Raw genomic sequence first — 15830 nt, forward strand, 5'->3', positions numbered from 1 at the left:
CGAGACATGCCTTCGGGGAATGGGTCCGGCAACCCTTTGCGTGGCATCGACGATTCGGATCGGGGCAGGCCGCGACATGCGCCCGCCACGACCAGCGGTTGGGCGAATCTCTCAATGTTGTGAGTGCGATCGCCGGATCGGTGACGCTGTTTGTGGACCGGGCATGCGCAACCTTGCCCGGCCAGCCGAGGGTTCAGGCGAACAGAAAATGCCCGGACTCGATCAATTCCGCCTTCGTCACGTCGTGCAGGATGATCTTGTGCGTCGGGTCGGGGTCGCCGACGACGGTGATCTGCGTGTCCGCGCCTCTGTGGACCGAGGTCAAAGTCAGGTCCCCGATTGTCGACGCGAGCGCCGATACGTCGAGAAAATCGTGGGCGATAGCGAATCGGAAGATCTCGTCCCGCCCAAAGTCGCCGGCGAAGGTGAAGGTGTCTCGCCCCCCTCCGCCGAAGAGCGTGTCCGAGCCGTTGCCGCCACGGATTTCGGCATCGCCGGACCGCGCGACGATGCGGTCGTTGCCGGCGTCACCGCTGAGATCGCTCGGGTAGCGGCTGCTGCCGATGATGACGTCGTCGCCTTCTCCCCCGGAAATGCTACCGTACCCCGTCCCCAGACTGAGCCAGTCGTCGCCCGCGTCTCCCTGAAGAAAGTTGCTTTGGGCACCACCGGTGATGTGATCGTTGCCGATCCCCCCGCTCGCATAGCGTCCGCCGGAACCGAGGCGTATCGTGTCGTCGCCGCCATCGCCGAAGACGGACGCCATTCCGCCGGCCAGTTCGATGAGGTCGTCGCCGCCCTGCCCCCTGATGGTCGACAGGCCGCTGCCGCCGGTGACGTGGTCGGCGCCCTGGGTCGCGTAGAGGGTGCGGGGTGCGCTTCCCGTCGTCGACAGGACGATGGCTACGCCCTCTGTGACCTCCGACAGATCCAGGGACGACCCCGCCCCCACATGGACGGCCTCGATGCTCTTGAGCGTGTCGTCGGTGAAGCTGAACGCGTCCGCTCCCTGCAGGAACAGCTTGTCCTTGCCCGCGCCGCCATCGACGGCCGCTCCGGCGCGGTGAAGGACGAGACGATCGTTGCCGTTCCCGCCCAGGAGCGTATCCGCCTCGCCGGTGCTGCGCAGGGTGTCGTTGCCGCCCCCACCGTCCAGGCGATTCTGGCCCCTGCCTCCTTCGAGAACGTCATTGCCGTCCAGGCCGAGAAGCGTGTCCGCACCGGACCCGCCGCGAAGGATGTCGTCGAACACGTGCCCCTGCAGGAAAACAGAGCCTTTGTTGTCGGAAAAGTCGATGAGATAGCTCAATTCCCAAAAATAGAATCTGTGGTCATACCTCGCACCGGTATAGTCGTTCGTAAAACTTCCGGTGAAAGCATCGTTTTTTACGGACGTCCAATTCGCGATATACGTGTAAGGCGACTGGTTCGAGTCGTATGTTGGCTCATAAATGTATACAAAGCTGTAATGATCCGGATCGAATACGGATCCGCGACTATAATGAACGACAGGCATGACATCCCCCAGACAATCAAACTTTGGAACAGCGCCGCACTCAACACGAGGTGAAATAGCGACTGATCGTCGAGGGGAATTAGAGAGCAGACTTTCTACATATCAGCAATTGTACTGATAAATACCCTGTCGATGATGCGGAAGACTGTTTTGAGAGAACTATTACGGACGAGACCGGATGATCCGGCATGTCTCTATCGGTCGAAATCTGACGGATGGAACCCGGGCGTTGGGTGCGCTCGCGATCCATGCCGGCCGCCAAGATCGCTGCCAGCGCTTCCCAAAAGCCGCCATTCGTCGGCCTTGCGGCAACTTCAGCTCGGTGTAGTAAGCCGACGTTCGTGTCAGGGCTGGCCACGCCGCTTCCACGGATTTAACGTCCTCCTCCAATGGCGAGCCCCGCGACGTGACCCAGCGACTGTTCGCTTCGATCCAGATCACCCGAGCGGCTACGCAGGACGAACTTGCGGCCCTGGAGACGGCCATCGGCGACTTGCCGCCGTCTTATCGCACCTTCGCCGAGACCTACGGCACCGGCCGGACCAATGACCTGTTGCTGATCTTCATGCCGTTCAGCTGCCCCTCTGGCACGTTCGAAGATCGGGGCCGCGGCCTGACCGACGTGCTCGACGACTTCGTCGCCCACTGGATCGCTGACGGCGGCCGGCTCGGCGACCTGGATTGCCTGGAGCCCTACGATGAGGAGAGCGTAGGCGTCGCCGCCCGCTACAATGAGTTGGTTTTCTTCGCCACGAGCGAGAACGGCGAGTCCTTCTGCTGGCTACGCACGGACGATCGCTTTGCCTTCTACACGCTGGATCGCGCCTTCCTGTCAGTGCGATACGGAGGCGACGACCTGTTGGCGATGATCGGCGACATGCAGACGGATAAGGTTAAGCGGCTGCTCGGGACCGGCTACGAGCCCTTGCCCTCATCCTTCGTGGGATTGCGCTAGAGCTGCGCCCGACCACGTTGGGTCGGGGCACATCTCTCGGCCTTTGTTGTGCCGCGCTCTTTTTTCGCCGAACCGGCATCCACTTCGGCGGAGAGCGCTCTAGGCGATGAGTGGGCTTGCTCGTTTAGCCTGGGCGGCGCGCTGCCAGCCGACGCGAGGACGAGTATCCGCAACTGTTTGTGAGCGAACAGGTCAGCAACGTCCGCCTCAACGCCGTTCCTGCCGGAAGTAGCCGGGCAAAAATCCACCCGACTTGGACGTTCGGCGGGTACCGAGCGTCGGAGTTCCACCACGAATTCCGGCGTCGCCGTGGCATCACCGGGCGGGCCATTCGCCCGGAAGCGGTTCGAGCGGGCGGCCCGCGTGCGGAATCGCCGTGAGCCATTCGACTTCTTTGTCCGAGGCTTGCGTCATCCCGAGGTGCCGCGTGGCGGCCCCGAGGGAGCCTCCCGGGGGGGGGCTCGCACCATCTGCCCGGACTCACGCCATCGCGAAAAGAGAACCCGGCGGGCCGTGCCCGCCGGGGACAGGCAGCCTCAGGTCAGAACGACGACGCGGGTGCCGATCTCGACGCGGCCGTAGAGGTCGATCACGTCCTGGTTGATCATGCGGATGCAGCCGGACGAGACGCTGAGCCCGATGGATTCGGGCTCCAGGGTGCCGTGGATGCGGTAGAGCGTGTCCTTGTTGTCCTGCCACAGGTAATGCGCCCGCGCGCCAAGCGGATTGCGGGAGCCGCCGGGAACGCCGAGGCCGCTCTGGAGCTGGGTCACCGAGCGGGCGAGCTTGGGCGTGCGGGCGATCATCTCCTTGGGCGGATACCAATCCGGCCACATCTGCTTGGAATTCACCGTCGAGACGCCCGACCAGGAAAAGCCCTGCTTGCCGACGCCGACGCCGTAGCGCCGCGCCCGCCCGTTGGCCTGGACCAGGGTGAGGTGGTGCGCGCGCGGGTCGACCACGATGGTGCCGGGGGGCTCGCGGCCGGTATAGGCGATCTCCTGGCGCAGGAACACCGGGTTCGCCTTGCGCCAGTTGAAGGCATGGACCGGGAACGGCTCGTCGGTGATCGCCGCATAGGCCTTGGCGTAGTCGATCGGCCCGTCATCCACCGGACGTGCCACGGCGTTGCCCTGGTTCGCCGGCGGCTGCTGCGCCCGGCGGCGGGCATTGGGATCGGCATAGGGGTCCGCATCAGGATCGTCCTCGAAGCGTGGGGCGGCCGTGCGCTCGCCATAGGGCTCGTAGCGCCCGCCCCGCCGGCGGTAGAGCCGCCCGGCCTCGTCCCGGTAGAGACGGTCGTCGTCATAGGGGCCGTAACCGTCCTCTGATTCGAGGGAGAGCCGGCCGCGGACCTGGGCGAGGGCGGCGAGCGGAGAACCGATCAGGGCCAGGGCCGCGCCCGCGCCGCTCAGTAGGGTCCGCCGGCTGACGGGGAGAACGGGCAGTTCGGAGATGAAGCGTTCGGACTCGGTGTGTTCAGGCTCGAAGCGTTCGGACATGGGGTACTCGAGGATGGGCCCCTCGCCAGGGCGCGAGGATGAAAGCCAAGATCGTGCGGTGACTTAGCAAGACCCGGGGCCGGCGTCACGCCGGCCCGTCGCTCATCAGCATTGCGGCCGGGTGGGGTCGCCGGGCAGGCACGAGGTCGGCCTAGCGACGGACCTTTCATCATGGCGCGAGAATGAGCGGGAGATGTGGTGATTTCATCGAGTCTTGCGATTGCAAAAACCTCTGTTCACGTCGACATACGTCTTTGCATTTCAACACCATCGAATCCTTGGAAGACGGACGAATCCTGTGCCGATCTCTTCGTTCGCACGCCTTGGCGCGTCAGCCCTGACGCTCGCCCTCGGGCTTCTCATCGCCGGGCCTGGCCCGGCCCTGGCCGGCCCGAAGCCGGTCCTCTCGGGGTCGACGGCCAAGGCGAAGGCCGTCGGCTCCTCCCGGGCGAAGGCCGCCAAGCGGTCGCGGATGGTCAAGGCCAACACAATCAAGGCCAAGACGGCGCCCGCCGCCGGATCCCCCGCCAAGGAGGCCACCGCCGACGAGACCCGGTCGACCGAGGCGCCCGCCGTCACCTGGACCTCGGCCGAGCCGGACGAGCTCCGGTGCGGGCGCAGCCGCCGCAAGCTGTGGCAGGCAGGCGAAGGCTGGGTGGTCAAGACCGTGACCGTCTGCCGTTAAGCATCTCTGCAAAAAAGCGGAGGCGGGCCGCCGGGTAGGACCGGCGGTGGCGGCGCGCTACAAGGCCCCGGCCCACACAGGCGATGTCCGGGCGAGGTGGGAGCGATGACGTGATCCGCGTGCTGCATACGGGCGACTGGCATATCGGGCAGTCTCTGCGCGGCTATTCCCGCGCCCACGAGCATGCGCGGGCGCTGGCACATCTCGAAGCCATCGTCGTCGGCCACGAGGTCGACGCCCTCGTGGTGGCGGGCGACGTCTACGATAGCCAGAATCCGTCCGGCGAGGCGCAGGCGCTGCTGTACGACGTGCTGGTGCGCATGCACCGGGCGCGCCCCTCCATGACCATCGTGCTCACCGCCGGCAACCACGACGCGGCCGGGCGCCTCGAGGCGCCGAGCCCGATCCTCGAGGCCATCGGGGTCCGGGTCATCGGCAATGTCCGCCGCCGCGACGGCGCCCTGTCCATCGAGCGTCATCTGGTGCCGGTCCTGAGGAACGGCGAGGTGGCGGCGCAGATCCTGGCGGTGTCCTATCCCACCGCCGCCTGCCTGCCGCCCCTACGCCGGGAGGAGGGATCGCCCATCGTCCGGGCCGTGCGTGCCCTTTATTCCCAGGTGATGGAGGCGGCGGCGCCGCATCTCTCCGGCCTGCCGCTTCTCCTGACCGGGCACCTGCATGTCGCCGGGGGAACCGAATCGGAGGGGGCCGAGCGCCGCATCCTGGTCGGCGGCGAGCATGCCGTGCCGCCGGACGTGTTCCCGATGGAGGCCGATTACGTGGCCCTGGGCCATCTCCACAAGGCCCAGACCATCGGCGGCGGGATGGTGCGCTATTCCGGCTCGCTGATCCCGCTCTCGGCCACCGAGCAGCCCTACATCCATGGCGTCAGCCTCGTGACCCTCGGCGACGGCCCGGCGCGGGTGGAACACATCCCGATCCCGCGCCCGGTTCCGTTCCTGCGCCTGCCGCCGCGCGGCGACATGCGGCTCTCCGACCTCGGCGACCATCTCAAGGCCCTCGACCTCGACCCGGCCCTGCCGATGGAGGAGCGGCCCTACATCCAGGTCCGCCTCGCCCGCGAGGGGCTGGGGCCGGGCCACCGGGCCGAGGTGGACCGGATCGCGGACGGCTTTCCCGTGCGCATCGTCGACACCCGCGTGACGGCGGCGGCCGATCCAGTGGCGGAGGCCGTCGAGGCGGCGCCCCTCGTGCGCCTGTCCGAGCGGGACCCGGAGGACCTTTTCCGCCTCGCCTTCGCCCGCGTGCGCGGCGCGCCGCCGGAGCCGGCGCATCTGGAGGTGTTCCACCGGGTCCGGGCCGAGGCCGAAGGCTGAATGCGGAGCGTGTTCGATCGGATCGGTCGGCGGACTCGGTTCTCCAATCAGCCCCCTCATCCTGAGATGCCGGAGCGGAGCGAAGGCCTCGAAGGAGGCCTCCAGTACGCGCGGAGAATTCCGGGGCCCTCCTTCGAGGCCGCTCCGCGGCGCCTCAGGATGAGGTAAAGCTCTGGAAAAATAACTCAAACAGGCTTTTGGAGGTTCGGTGCCGCCGCATCGGTCTCTTGTCACGCCGCCGTTACCCTGTAGGTATTACAATTCGATTGTGCGCCATCGAGATTCGCCGGGCCCCACCGATGCGAGCCGGGCGCCACAGGGGGAAACAGCGCCATGAAAGTCTCGATCGTCGCCACCGGCTGCGCCATGGCGCTCGCTTTGGCCGCTCCGGTGCAGGCCGAGGAGGCGGATGCCGCCGCCATCGTCGGCGCTCTCGTGACGGCGGGAGGCAACAAGCCCGGCGTGCGGGCGAGCGGCGCCAAGGGCGTCTGCGTCACCGGGCAGTTCACCCCCTCCCCCGAGGCGGCGGACCTGTCGAAGGCGCCGCATTTCGCGAAATCCGTGCCGGTGACCGCGCGGTTCTCCATGGGTGGCAGCAACCCCGCCATCTCGGACAAGGCCAAGCCGGTGACGCGGGGCTTCGCCATGCGCCTGCGCGATCCTTCCGGCGACCTCGTCCTCGTCATCATCTCGGCGCCGGTCTTCTCGACGCGCACGCCCCAGCAGCTCCTCGACTTCGCCACCGTCCGCGCGCCGGGGCCGGACGGCAAACCCGATGCCGAGAAGGTCAAGGCCTTCGCCGCCGCCAACCCGGAGACCACGAAACAGGCGGCCTGGCTCAATGCGCGCCCGGTCCCGGCGAGCTTTGCCGGCGTCGATTACTGGGGGGTCCACGCCTATACGCTCACCAACGCCAAGAACGAGGCCAAGGTGGTCAAGCTGAAGACCGTGGCGGATGCGGGCCAGCTCGGCCTCACCGACGAGGAGCTGAAGGCCAAGCCCGACAGCTTCTATGCCGACGAGCTGAAGGAGCGTCTCGCCAAGGGGCCGGCCACCTTCTCCCTGGTGGCGATCCACGGCGAGGCCGGCGACCCCACCGCCGACCCCACGGCGCTGTGGCCCGAGGACAGCCGCAAGAGCACGAAGCTCGGCACCCTCGCCATCACGGCTCTCGAGCCTGCCGCCACCTGCGACGCCGCCACCTTCGATCCGGTGGTGGACCTCCCCGCCGGTATCGCCGGCCCGGCCGACGACCCGATGTTCGCGATCCGCTCGCCGGCCTACGCCGTGTCGCTGTCGCGCCGCGCGCAATAGGAGGGACGCTCCACCCGCCTGCCCGGTCGCGATGGGTTCACGCGACCGGGCAGGACGGGTCACGGCGCGGGCGTCAGAGGATGAAGCTGCCCTCCGTCAGGGAGCCGAACGCCACGTCGAGCAGGATGATCTTGTCGGTCGGTCCGAATTCGTGGGCCAGGGTGATGAGCGTGCTGTCGCCGCCGTGGAACGACCGGACGTCCAGGCCATCCGTGTCCCCGCCGAGCGCGCTGAGGTCGATTGTGTCGTTGATCGCATCGAACTTGCGGATGACGTCGCGGCCATCGCCCGCGGCGAAGACGAAGGTGTCGGCACCCGCGCCGCCGAAGAGAGAATCGCCGCCCCGGCCGCCGGCGATGACATCGTTGCCCTTTCCGGCTGCGATGCGGTCGGCGCCGTCCGTGCCGGTGATCGTGGAGCCGCCATCGGCGACGCTCTGCGAATAGAGCTTCGCGCCGATATCGACCCCCGTCATGGTGAGGGACGCCCCGTCGCGGACATAGATTTTCTCGATGCTGGCCAAGCCGGTGAACGAGGTGTCGGTGAGCGCGACGGTGCTGTCCCTGAGGATGAAGAGCAGGTCCGTCCCCTCGCCACCATCCACCTTCACGGGCGAGTTACCGATAACGAGGCGATCGTTGCCATCCCGCCCGTACAATTCGTCGTTGCCGCCATTGCCGTTCAGCGTGTTGGCGCCGCCGTCTCCGTAAAGGGCGTCGTCGGTCGTGCTGCCGAGGATGTTTTCGAACGATCCGTAGGTCTCTCCCTCCGCGTCGCCGCCGGAGCCGAAACCTTCTTGAAGATCGACAATCACGCCATCACTCGAATGCTCGAAGCTCAGCGTATCGATGCCATCGCCACCGGTCAGACTGTCGACATCCACACCGCCTTCGATGACGTTGTTCTGCGCATCACCAGAAATGATGTCGCCATACTGCGAGCCACGAACGTTGGCGATATTGGAAAATGTATCCTGGACTAAGGAACTTTCGCCGTCGCTGGCCGAGCCGCTCTCCATGTTGATGATTACCCCTAACGTGCCGCCGAGGCTTGGCGCATCGAAATGCTCGTAGCTCAGGGTGTTCGTGCCCGTGCCGCCGTCGAAGCTGTTGCTGCCGCGACCGCCCTCCAGCACATCGTTGCCGCCCCCGCCGATCAGGAAGTCGTCGCCGCCGCCGCCGTTCAGGACGTCGTTACCGTCGCCCGTGAAGACGTAATCCCCGAAATTTCCGCCGGTGACCCGCGTGACGTAGTCGAAGTCGCGGAAATCGACATAGAGGCCGGCCTGATCGGTCGCCAGCTGGAAGCCCTGGTATTCAGGCGCAACATCAGGCCCGCTTACCAAGTATACAAACTGGTTTTGATAGTTTTCAAATCCCTCGATTGATGATCCAGGTCCGAAATCCAATACCCGCATGGCGGAGTTGACAGGCGCAGAATATGCCGTCGCGGAAAACTCCGGATCATAATTACCGTTCAGGGTATAGTATAATGTCGCCACGAGAAAACTCCGCCGGTCGGACTGGTATCGAGGGGTCCGAAAGCGGTATAGTCATCAAAATTTAAGATATTGTTATGGACTTGACCGGTATAGACAAATACAGCACAAATCTGGACAGCAATCCCGCTTACGAGGGCCGGACAAGGGCCGGCCCGTTCACCGGACCCGCATGCGGAAGGCCGCGCGAGCCGCGGCGCGCCCGCGGGTCCGGAACGGGAGCCCCTGTCGTCCTCGGCTCTACCCGGAGGCGATCATGTCCTTGATCCGGCCGGCCAGCGCTTCCATCACGAAGGGCTTCGTCAGCACCTGCATGCCGGGCTCCAGATGCCCGTTGCCGACCACGGCGTTCTCGGCGTAGCCGGTGATGAACAGGATCTTGAGGTCGGGCCGGGCCACCCGCGCGGCGTCGGCCATCTGGCGGCCGTTCATGCCGCCGGGCAGGCCGACATCGGTGACGAGGAGGTCGATGCGCACGTCCGATTGCAGCACCTTGAGCCCGGAGGCGCCGTCGGCCGCCTCGATGGCGGTGTAGCCGAGCTCTTCGAGCACTTCGGTCACGAGCATGCGCACGGTGGGCTCGTCGTCGACGATGAGCACGGTCTCGCCCCGTTGCGCGCGCGGCGCGGCGGCGAAGGCGCCGGCCTCATCCACCTCGGAGGCCTCGCCGTAATGGCGCGGCAGGTAGAGGCACATGGTCGTGCCCTCGCCGAGTTCGGAATAGATCCGCACCTCGCCGCCCGATTGCCGCACGAAGCCGTAGATCATCGACAGGCCGAGGCCGGTGCCCTCGCCCAGCGGCTTCGTCGTGAAGAACGGATCGAAGGCGCGGGCGATCACCTCCGGCGTCATGCCGGTGCCGTTGTCGCTGACGCAAAGCGAGAGATACTGGCCGGGTTCGAGGTTGCGCTCGCGGGCGGCATGGCCGTCGAGCCACTTGTTGGCGGTCTCGATGGTGAGGCGGCCGCCATCCGGCATGGCGTCGCGGGCGTTGATGCAGAGGTTCAACAACGCGTTCTCGAGCTGGTTCGGATCGACCAGAGCCGGCCACAGGCCGGCGGAGCCCACCACCTCGATCGTCACCGCCGGCCCGACCGTGCGGCGGATCAGATCCTCCATCCCCGAGACCAGGGCGTTCACGTTCGTCGGTTTCGGGTCCAGGGTCTGGCGCCGCGAGAAAGCGAGCAGCCGGTGGGTGAGGGCCGCCGCCCGGCGCGAGGCGCCCTGCGCCGCGTTGATGTAGCGGTCGAGGTCGGTCAGCCGCCCCTGCGCCATCCGGGTCTGCAGCAGTTCGAGGCTGCCCGAGATGCCGGTGAGCAGGTTGTTGAAATCGTGGGCGATGCCGCCGGTGAGCTGGCCCACCGCCTCCATCTTCTGGGACTGGCGCAGGGCGTCCTGGGTCTGGGCGAGGGCCGCCTCGCGGGCCTTCTCGTCGGTGATGTCGCGGGCCACCGCATAGAACACCTCGCCCACCGGGGCGCTGACCCAATCGAACCAGCGATACTCCCCGCTCGCGGTGCGGACCCGGTTCTGGTGCCGTACGGTGCGGCCCTGCCGCATCGCCTCCACCGCCTCCGCGCTGTGGGGGAGGAAATCGGGGTGGATGATCTCCCAGAACGGCGTCGCCAGCAGGGTCGCCTCGTCGTAGCCGAGCACCTCGGTCCAGGCCGGGTTCACGTTGAGGAGGCGGCCGTCGAGGGTGCCCGACATCAGGAGGTCGGGGATCAGCGTCCAGATGCGGTCGCGCTCCTTGATGCGCTCGGCGATCTCGCGCTCGAGCTCGGCCCGCGAGCGGGCCAGGACCTCGCGGGCCTCCACGATCTCCTGGATCTCGGTGCAGGTGCCGAACCAGCGCACGATCCGCCCGTCCGCGTCGCGCACCGGCTGCGCCCGCCCCAGCACCCAGCGGTACTGCCCGGAGCGGTGCCGCAGGCGATATTCGATGTGGTAGGGCTCGCCCGTCTTCAGGCTATGGCGCCAGACCGTCCAGGCCTTGTCCCGGTCGTCGGGGTGGAAGATGCCGTTCCAGCCCGCGCCGTCGGTGGAACCCGCCGGCACCCCGGTATAGTCGTACCAACGCTGGTTGAAGTAATCGTGGTGCCCGTCCGGCAGGGTCGACCACACCATCTGGTCGATGGAATCGGCGATGGCCTGGAAGCGCCCCTCGCTCTGGCGCAGGCGCTCCTCCGCCTCCCGGCGCTCGTCGATGTCGATGACCGAGCCGACATAGCCCAGGAACTCGCCCTCGGTGCCGAAGCGCGGAGTCGCGGCGTCGATGGCCCAGCGATAGGTGCCGTCGGCCCGGCGCAGGCGGTACTCCACCCGGAAGGGCTCGTGCGCGGCATTGGCGGCGAGGAACGTGTCCGCCGCCAGCCCCTCGTCGTCGGGATGCGTCGCCTTGGTCCAGCCGAGGCCGAGGGCCTCCGCCTCGGTCTGCCCGGTGAACTCGTACCAGCGCCGGTTGAGGTAGATGCAGGACCCGTCGGGAATCGTCACCCACATCATCACCGGGGCATGGTCGGCCATGTTGCGGAACCGCGCCTCGCTCTCCGTCAGCGCCTCGGCCTGCGCCCTGCGCTGGGTCTCGTCCCGCGCGATCCGGAGGAAGCCGGGCGAACGGCCCTGCGGGTCCGGCGGCAGGCGGTGGAGGGAGCCGGCGAGGAACACCGGCATCCCGTCCGCGCGCCGATGCCAGCGCTCCGAATCGGCGCGGCCCTGGTTCACCGCCTCGGCGAGTTCCGCCGCATCGATGCCGGCGGCCCGGTCCTCGGATGTGAAGATCATCGCTCCGTCACGGCCCAGCGCGTCGGCGGCCGTCCAGCCCAACACCTCCACGGCACCCGCCGACCAGCTCGTGATGATCCCCTGCGGGTTCATGGTGAGGACGACGTGGTCGCGGGCGCCCTCCATGACGAGGCGCAGACGCTCCTCGCGCTCGCGCAGGGCCTCCTCCGCCGCCCGGCGCCCGCTGACGTCCCGGTAGAACACCGAGAGGCCGCTGCCGGAGGGATAGACCCTGACCTCGATCCAGATGTCCCGCTGCGTCGAGCTGTGGCGGTAGGTGAGTTCGGCCGAGGCGCGTTCCGCCATGGCGCGGCGGTAGAGCGGCCAGGTCGGCATCCGCTCGGCATCCGGCCACACCTCGAGGAGGTGACGGCCGAGGATCGCCTCGGGGGGGCGCCCGTCGAGGCGAAGGCCTTCGGCATTGATGCGGCGGACCCGGAAATCGCGGTCGAGCAGGAGGAAGCCCTCGCCCATCCCGTCGAGGACGCCCCGAACCTCGGCCTCGCTCTGCCGCAGCCGGCTCTCCGCACCGATCCGATCGGTGGTCTCGGTGCAGGCGCAGAAGAAGCCGGCGACGCTGCCGTCCTCCTCCCGCACCGGCGTGTAGGAGAAGGCGAAATGCGTCTCCTCGGCAAAGCCGTTGCGCTCCATGACGAAGGCGACGTCGTCCATCTGGATGGAGAGTCCCGCATAGGCATCGGCGACGATGGGGGCGAGGTCGCTCCAGATGTCGGACCAGATCTCGGCGATGGGACGCCCCATGGCGGCCGGATGTTTGGCGCCCAGGAGCCGGGCATAGGCGTCGTTGTAGAGGACGATCCGCCCCGGCCCCCAGGTGACGAACATGGGCTGGCGCGCAGCGACCATCATCCCCGTCAGCGTGCGGAGGGAGGCGGGCCAGGACTCGAAGGGTCCGAGGGGCGTCGCGGACCAATCGATGGCCTCGATCAGCGCGCCACACTCGCCCCCGTTCACGAGGACACTCACTGCCACTCTCTCTCCGTCGCGACGGTCGATCCGGGATGGCGCGACGCGGGATCGGAACGCTCGCCCGCACAGGATCGACGTCCCTGCCAACGGCCAAGGTCGACCCGCCGTTCCCCGTCGGAGCCCGCCTCGCCGGTGGGACGGCCCGGCATCGACATCGCGGCCCGATGACACGAACCGCTGTGCGATGTCAAAGTCCTGGCCCCTGCCGGTCAGGATCTCTGTTTGAAATGTCGCCCTGAAAGATCGCCCCCCGCTCCCGTTCCGATTCCGAGTGGCGGAAATCCGACGCTTGGTACCCAGCCATGAACGTCCGAGAAGGGTGGAGGCTGTGTGAAAGCGCTTCATCGTTCCGAAAATATAGAACAATTCTCTCCGTGGCAGACATTCCAAACTGCCAGACTACCGTTCTGATGATGATAGGATGCCGGTTCCGGCGCTACTGAAGTGTTCGAAAGGAAATCCTTCTATCCATTCCGCGTTTTCACACAGTCTCGGTGGGAACCGGAAGTAGGCCTTATACCCGGAAGCGGACCTTCCGCACTGCGCCCATCGCGGTCGTTCAAGAAACCTTCGTCCATTCGCGCGACGTGTTGCCCCTTCTTCCTGGCGACGCGGCGTTCTGGCTCGGCCGGTGACGCGGTTGGTGGCCGCCCCAGTTCCGGTAAAGCGTCCGCTCTCAGGTGTTCGAGGTTCTGAGATCGCGCGCCGACATCCCGAAACGTCGACGGAATGCCTTGCTGAACATCGACGGGTCGGTGAAACCGCAACGGATCATGATGGTCGCGATACTTTCTTTCGCCAGCGCCGGGTCGGACAGGTACCCACGTGCGCGATCCAGTCGAGCGTCGCGGATAGTCGCCGCGACGCCTTCGCCGTCCGCGAAGGCAGCGTAGAGACGGCTGCGGGAGACGCACAACGCTCGGCACAGGGCGTCGGGACCAAAACCCGGATCGTGTAGGCTGCGTTCGATGTGCACCGCGGCCAGCGACAGCAACGCGTTCGCCGTGACGGCGCCCGTGCGAGCGCCCACCAAACCCCGGAACAGGTGCAAGGTGCCCTCGACCGCGATGCCGGCCTCGGCCTCCGTCATGCCCGGCACCAAGGCCGCGTAGGACCGCAGGTAGGTCGCGAACAGCGCATTGAGGGGGCCGTCGCCGATCAGGCGCCCGGCGTAGGCTTCCGGCTCGCCGACATGGGCCCTGAAGGCCGCGCGCGTCGCGCTAAGCCGGATCTCCTCGTAGTCCTCGTAGGCCCCGATCAGGAACGGGCGTCCGGAGTCGGTGACGCTGATGTCGCCGGGAGCCATCCGCCCGCCGCGGCCCCCTTGTTCAAAGTACTGGGTACCGCGCAGGACCAGGGCGATTGTGATGGTGTCGCGCCCGTCTTGGCGGACATGGCGCGCCGTGCGCTCGACATCGACCCGCGGGCCCTCGGTGTGCAGCAAGGTGCTATGGGCCGTGACGGCGACGAGGCGACTGGCCGCGAACGACCGTCGTTCCTCCGCCCCGGCGCTGGTGACGCCGGACATGGAAAGCGCCGTGTCGCGCCAGAATTCGAACGCTCGCTTCGACTCGACTTCAGCCGTGCTTTGAACAAGCGTGTGAACGATCGGCGAACTGCTCAAAACACGCTTAATCCTTGATCGAGGACCGACCGTCCGATCTGAACATGATCCGAGCCCTTAAAGTCGTTAAATAAAGCGCCGACAGGTCTGACTCAATGAAAATCGGTCGCTGCTAAGCTTCGGCCGCAAAAGCTCGGAAGCGCTATCTGCTTTGGTGCTTGAAATCATATTGGACCTTACAGGCGTGGAGAATGCGCCGTTTCCGACGCGGGCCGGTATGGGCTTGAAGTCCGTCCGAGCCCCGCCACGCCGACCGCCGGTCGCCCCTGCGCGCGGATAGACCTGACCAGCGCATGGGTGAGCGCGGCACCGAGCAGGGCCACCACGACGAAGACCGCCAGCATGGTCGAGCCGACTCCCGCCTGCCCGAACACGCGGTCGTTCAGGAGTCCGATCATGAACGGTCCCACGCCGATCGCCGTCAGTGCCACCCCCGCGATGAATACCCCGCTCACGAAACCGCGCATGGAGGCCGGGGTCAGGAATTGGAGGCAAGCCACGTAAGCAGGAGATGTGAAACCAAGCGTCGCCGCCAGGGCGCCGAAGCCAACGAGCGAGAGCGGCAGGGTCGGGGCCAGCGTCATCGCCGCGGTGCAGGGGGGCACCAGGAGCAATCCGGCCAGAAGCATTCGCGCGGCGGTGATCCGCCGGCCGGACGCGCGGGCACTGTCGAGAAGCCATCCACCCACGAGGTGACCCAAAGGTGCGATCAGCATGCTTATCAGGCCGAGGCGCACGCCGCTTTCGGCAGGCGTCAACCCGTGGACGCGCACGTAGAACGTCGGTGCCCAGGCCCCGAGGCTCTGTGGTACGAGGGCCGCGCAGGCCGCGGCCACGAAGAGCGCGAGGTAGACGGCGCGATGGCGCCAGATCCAGGCCCACGCGCGACCGTTGCGCGGCGTGACGGCGTGCCTTCGGGCCGGGGGCTCGGCGATGCACAGGGCGGCCACGAGGGCGAGAAGGTTGGGGAGGCAGGACAGGATGAGCAGGGCCCGCCACGGCGGCAAGTGGCCGGCGCCCGGCAGGTCCAGGCCCCCGGCGGCGGTCAGCAGCGCCAGGACCGCTCCCCCTCCGAGCAGGGCGAGGCTTCGCCCCAGGCTCGTGCTGGCGGTGAGCCAGGACAGGCCCCGCCCCATATGGCCGGGCGGAAGGCGGTAGGCCATCAGCGAGAGCGCGGCGGGCGCGACCACCGCCTGCCCGAGCCCCAGCAGCATGCGTGCAGCCACCATGAGCGCGAAGGATCCCGCGAGCGCGAACGCGATGCCGGCCGCACTCCACAGAACGATGCCTCCGATAAGCAGCGCACGGCGATGCCCGCGGTCGGCGATCCGGCCACAAAACGGCATGCCGAGGGCGTGCAGCAGGACGAAGGCCGAGCCCTGGAGAAAGCCGAGCTGCGCATCCGTCAAGGAAAGCTCGAGTTTGAGCGGTTGTGCCACCACGGTGAGGAGGAACCGCTCGCTGAAGGCAAGCAGTTGGATCCCGGCGAGCAGAAGCGCCAGGGATAAGGAACCAGATCGTTCACGGACGGGATGAGAAAGCGGCATCATTGTCTGGTTCGTGTAGCGAAGCACAGAACCGATTACTATTGCGTCGATCAGCCCGTAACGAGGATGTCATTTACC

At 67.0% G+C, this 15830-nt stretch carries 10 protein-coding genes; 4 read left to right on the forward strand and 6 right to left on the reverse strand.

Annotation, left to right across the window (positions count from 1 at the left end; genetic code table 11):
* Positions 1 to 193: 193 nt before the first annotated feature.
* A complete protein-coding gene (locus ASF26_RS02520; RefSeq protein ID WP_056249061.1) occupies positions 194 to 1309 on the reverse strand; it encodes a calcium-binding protein in 1116 nt (371 codons plus the stop codon).
* 613 nt (positions 1310 to 1922) lie between these two features.
* Here ASF26_RS02520 and ASF26_RS02525 point away from each other — a divergent pair.
* The gene (locus ASF26_RS02525) at positions 1923 to 2471 is read left to right on the forward strand and encodes an SMI1/KNR4 family protein (protein WP_056147068.1); all 549 of its coding nucleotides are present in this window, start codon (positions 1923 to 1925) and stop codon (positions 2469 to 2471) included.
* A 536-nt stretch (positions 2472 to 3007) separates the two neighbouring features.
* On the opposite strand, the gene ASF26_RS02530 is transcribed toward ASF26_RS02525, so the two are convergent.
* Positions 3008 to 3973: a L,D-transpeptidase gene (locus ASF26_RS02530; RefSeq protein ID WP_156462836.1), complete on the reverse strand. Its 966-nt coding sequence runs from the start codon at positions 3971 to 3973 to the stop codon at positions 3008 to 3010.
* A 298-nt stretch (positions 3974 to 4271) separates the two neighbouring features.
* On the opposite strand from ASF26_RS02530, the gene ASF26_RS23310 reads away from it, so the two are divergent.
* From ASF26_RS23310 to ASF26_RS02545, 3 genes are all read left to right on the forward strand, one after another.
* Positions 4272 to 4658 carry a hypothetical protein gene (locus ASF26_RS23310; protein WP_056249064.1) on the forward strand — a complete coding sequence of 129 codons (387 nt, stop codon included), beginning with the start codon at positions 4272 to 4274 and terminating at the stop codon, positions 4656 to 4658.
* 110 nt (positions 4659 to 4768) lie between these two features.
* Complete coding sequence (locus ASF26_RS02540; RefSeq protein ID WP_056249066.1) at positions 4769 to 5995, forward strand: exonuclease SbcCD subunit D; 1227 nt, start codon at positions 4769 to 4771, stop codon at positions 5993 to 5995.
* 333 nt (positions 5996 to 6328) lie between these two features.
* Positions 6329 to 7309, forward strand: coding sequence for a catalase family peroxidase (locus ASF26_RS02545; RefSeq protein WP_056249069.1), 981 nt, complete (start codon positions 6329 to 6331; stop codon positions 7307 to 7309).
* Between the two features lie 73 nt (positions 7310 to 7382).
* On the opposite strand, the gene ASF26_RS02550 is transcribed toward ASF26_RS02545, so the two are convergent.
* The 4 genes from ASF26_RS02550 to ASF26_RS02565 form a co-directional block, all read right to left on the reverse strand.
* On the reverse strand, positions 7383 to 8810 hold the full coding sequence (locus ASF26_RS02550; protein ID WP_244475793.1) for a calcium-binding protein: 1428 nt from the start codon (positions 8808 to 8810) through the stop codon (positions 7383 to 7385).
* A gap of 237 nt (positions 8811 to 9047) precedes the next feature.
* The gene (locus ASF26_RS02555) at positions 9048 to 12578 is read right to left on the reverse strand and encodes a PAS domain S-box protein (protein WP_056249075.1); all 3531 of its coding nucleotides are present in this window, start codon (positions 12576 to 12578) and stop codon (positions 9048 to 9050) included.
* Between the two features lie 679 nt (positions 12579 to 13257).
* Positions 13258 to 14205, reverse strand: a complete 948-nt coding sequence (locus ASF26_RS02560; RefSeq protein ID WP_056249079.1) for a helix-turn-helix domain-containing protein — start codon at positions 14203 to 14205, stop codon at positions 13258 to 13260.
* A 176-nt stretch (positions 14206 to 14381) separates the two neighbouring features.
* The gene (locus ASF26_RS02565; RefSeq protein ID WP_056249081.1) at positions 14382 to 15755 is read right to left on the reverse strand and encodes an MFS transporter; all 1374 of its coding nucleotides are present in this window, start codon (positions 15753 to 15755) and stop codon (positions 14382 to 14384) included.
* Positions 15756 to 15830 lie beyond the last annotated feature (75 nt).

This window comes from Methylobacterium sp. Leaf93 (assembly GCF_001422345.1).
GTDB classification, from domain to species: Bacteria; Pseudomonadota; Alphaproteobacteria; order Rhizobiales; family Beijerinckiaceae; genus Methylobacterium; species Methylobacterium bullatum.

Excerpts from the sequence above, each read along its gene's own strand:
- ASF26_RS02530 (WP_156462836.1), bottom strand. The coding sequence starts at position 3,973 with ATGTCCGAACGCTTCGAGCCTGAACACACCGAGTCCGAACGCTTCATC.
- ASF26_RS02545 (WP_056249069.1), top strand. The coding sequence starts at position 6,329 with ATGAAAGTCTCGATCGTCGCCACCGGCTGCGCCATGGCGCTCGCTTTG.
- ASF26_RS02565 (WP_056249081.1), bottom strand. The coding sequence starts at position 15,755 with ATGATGCCGCTTTCTCATCCCGTCCGTGAACGATCTGGTTCCTTATCC.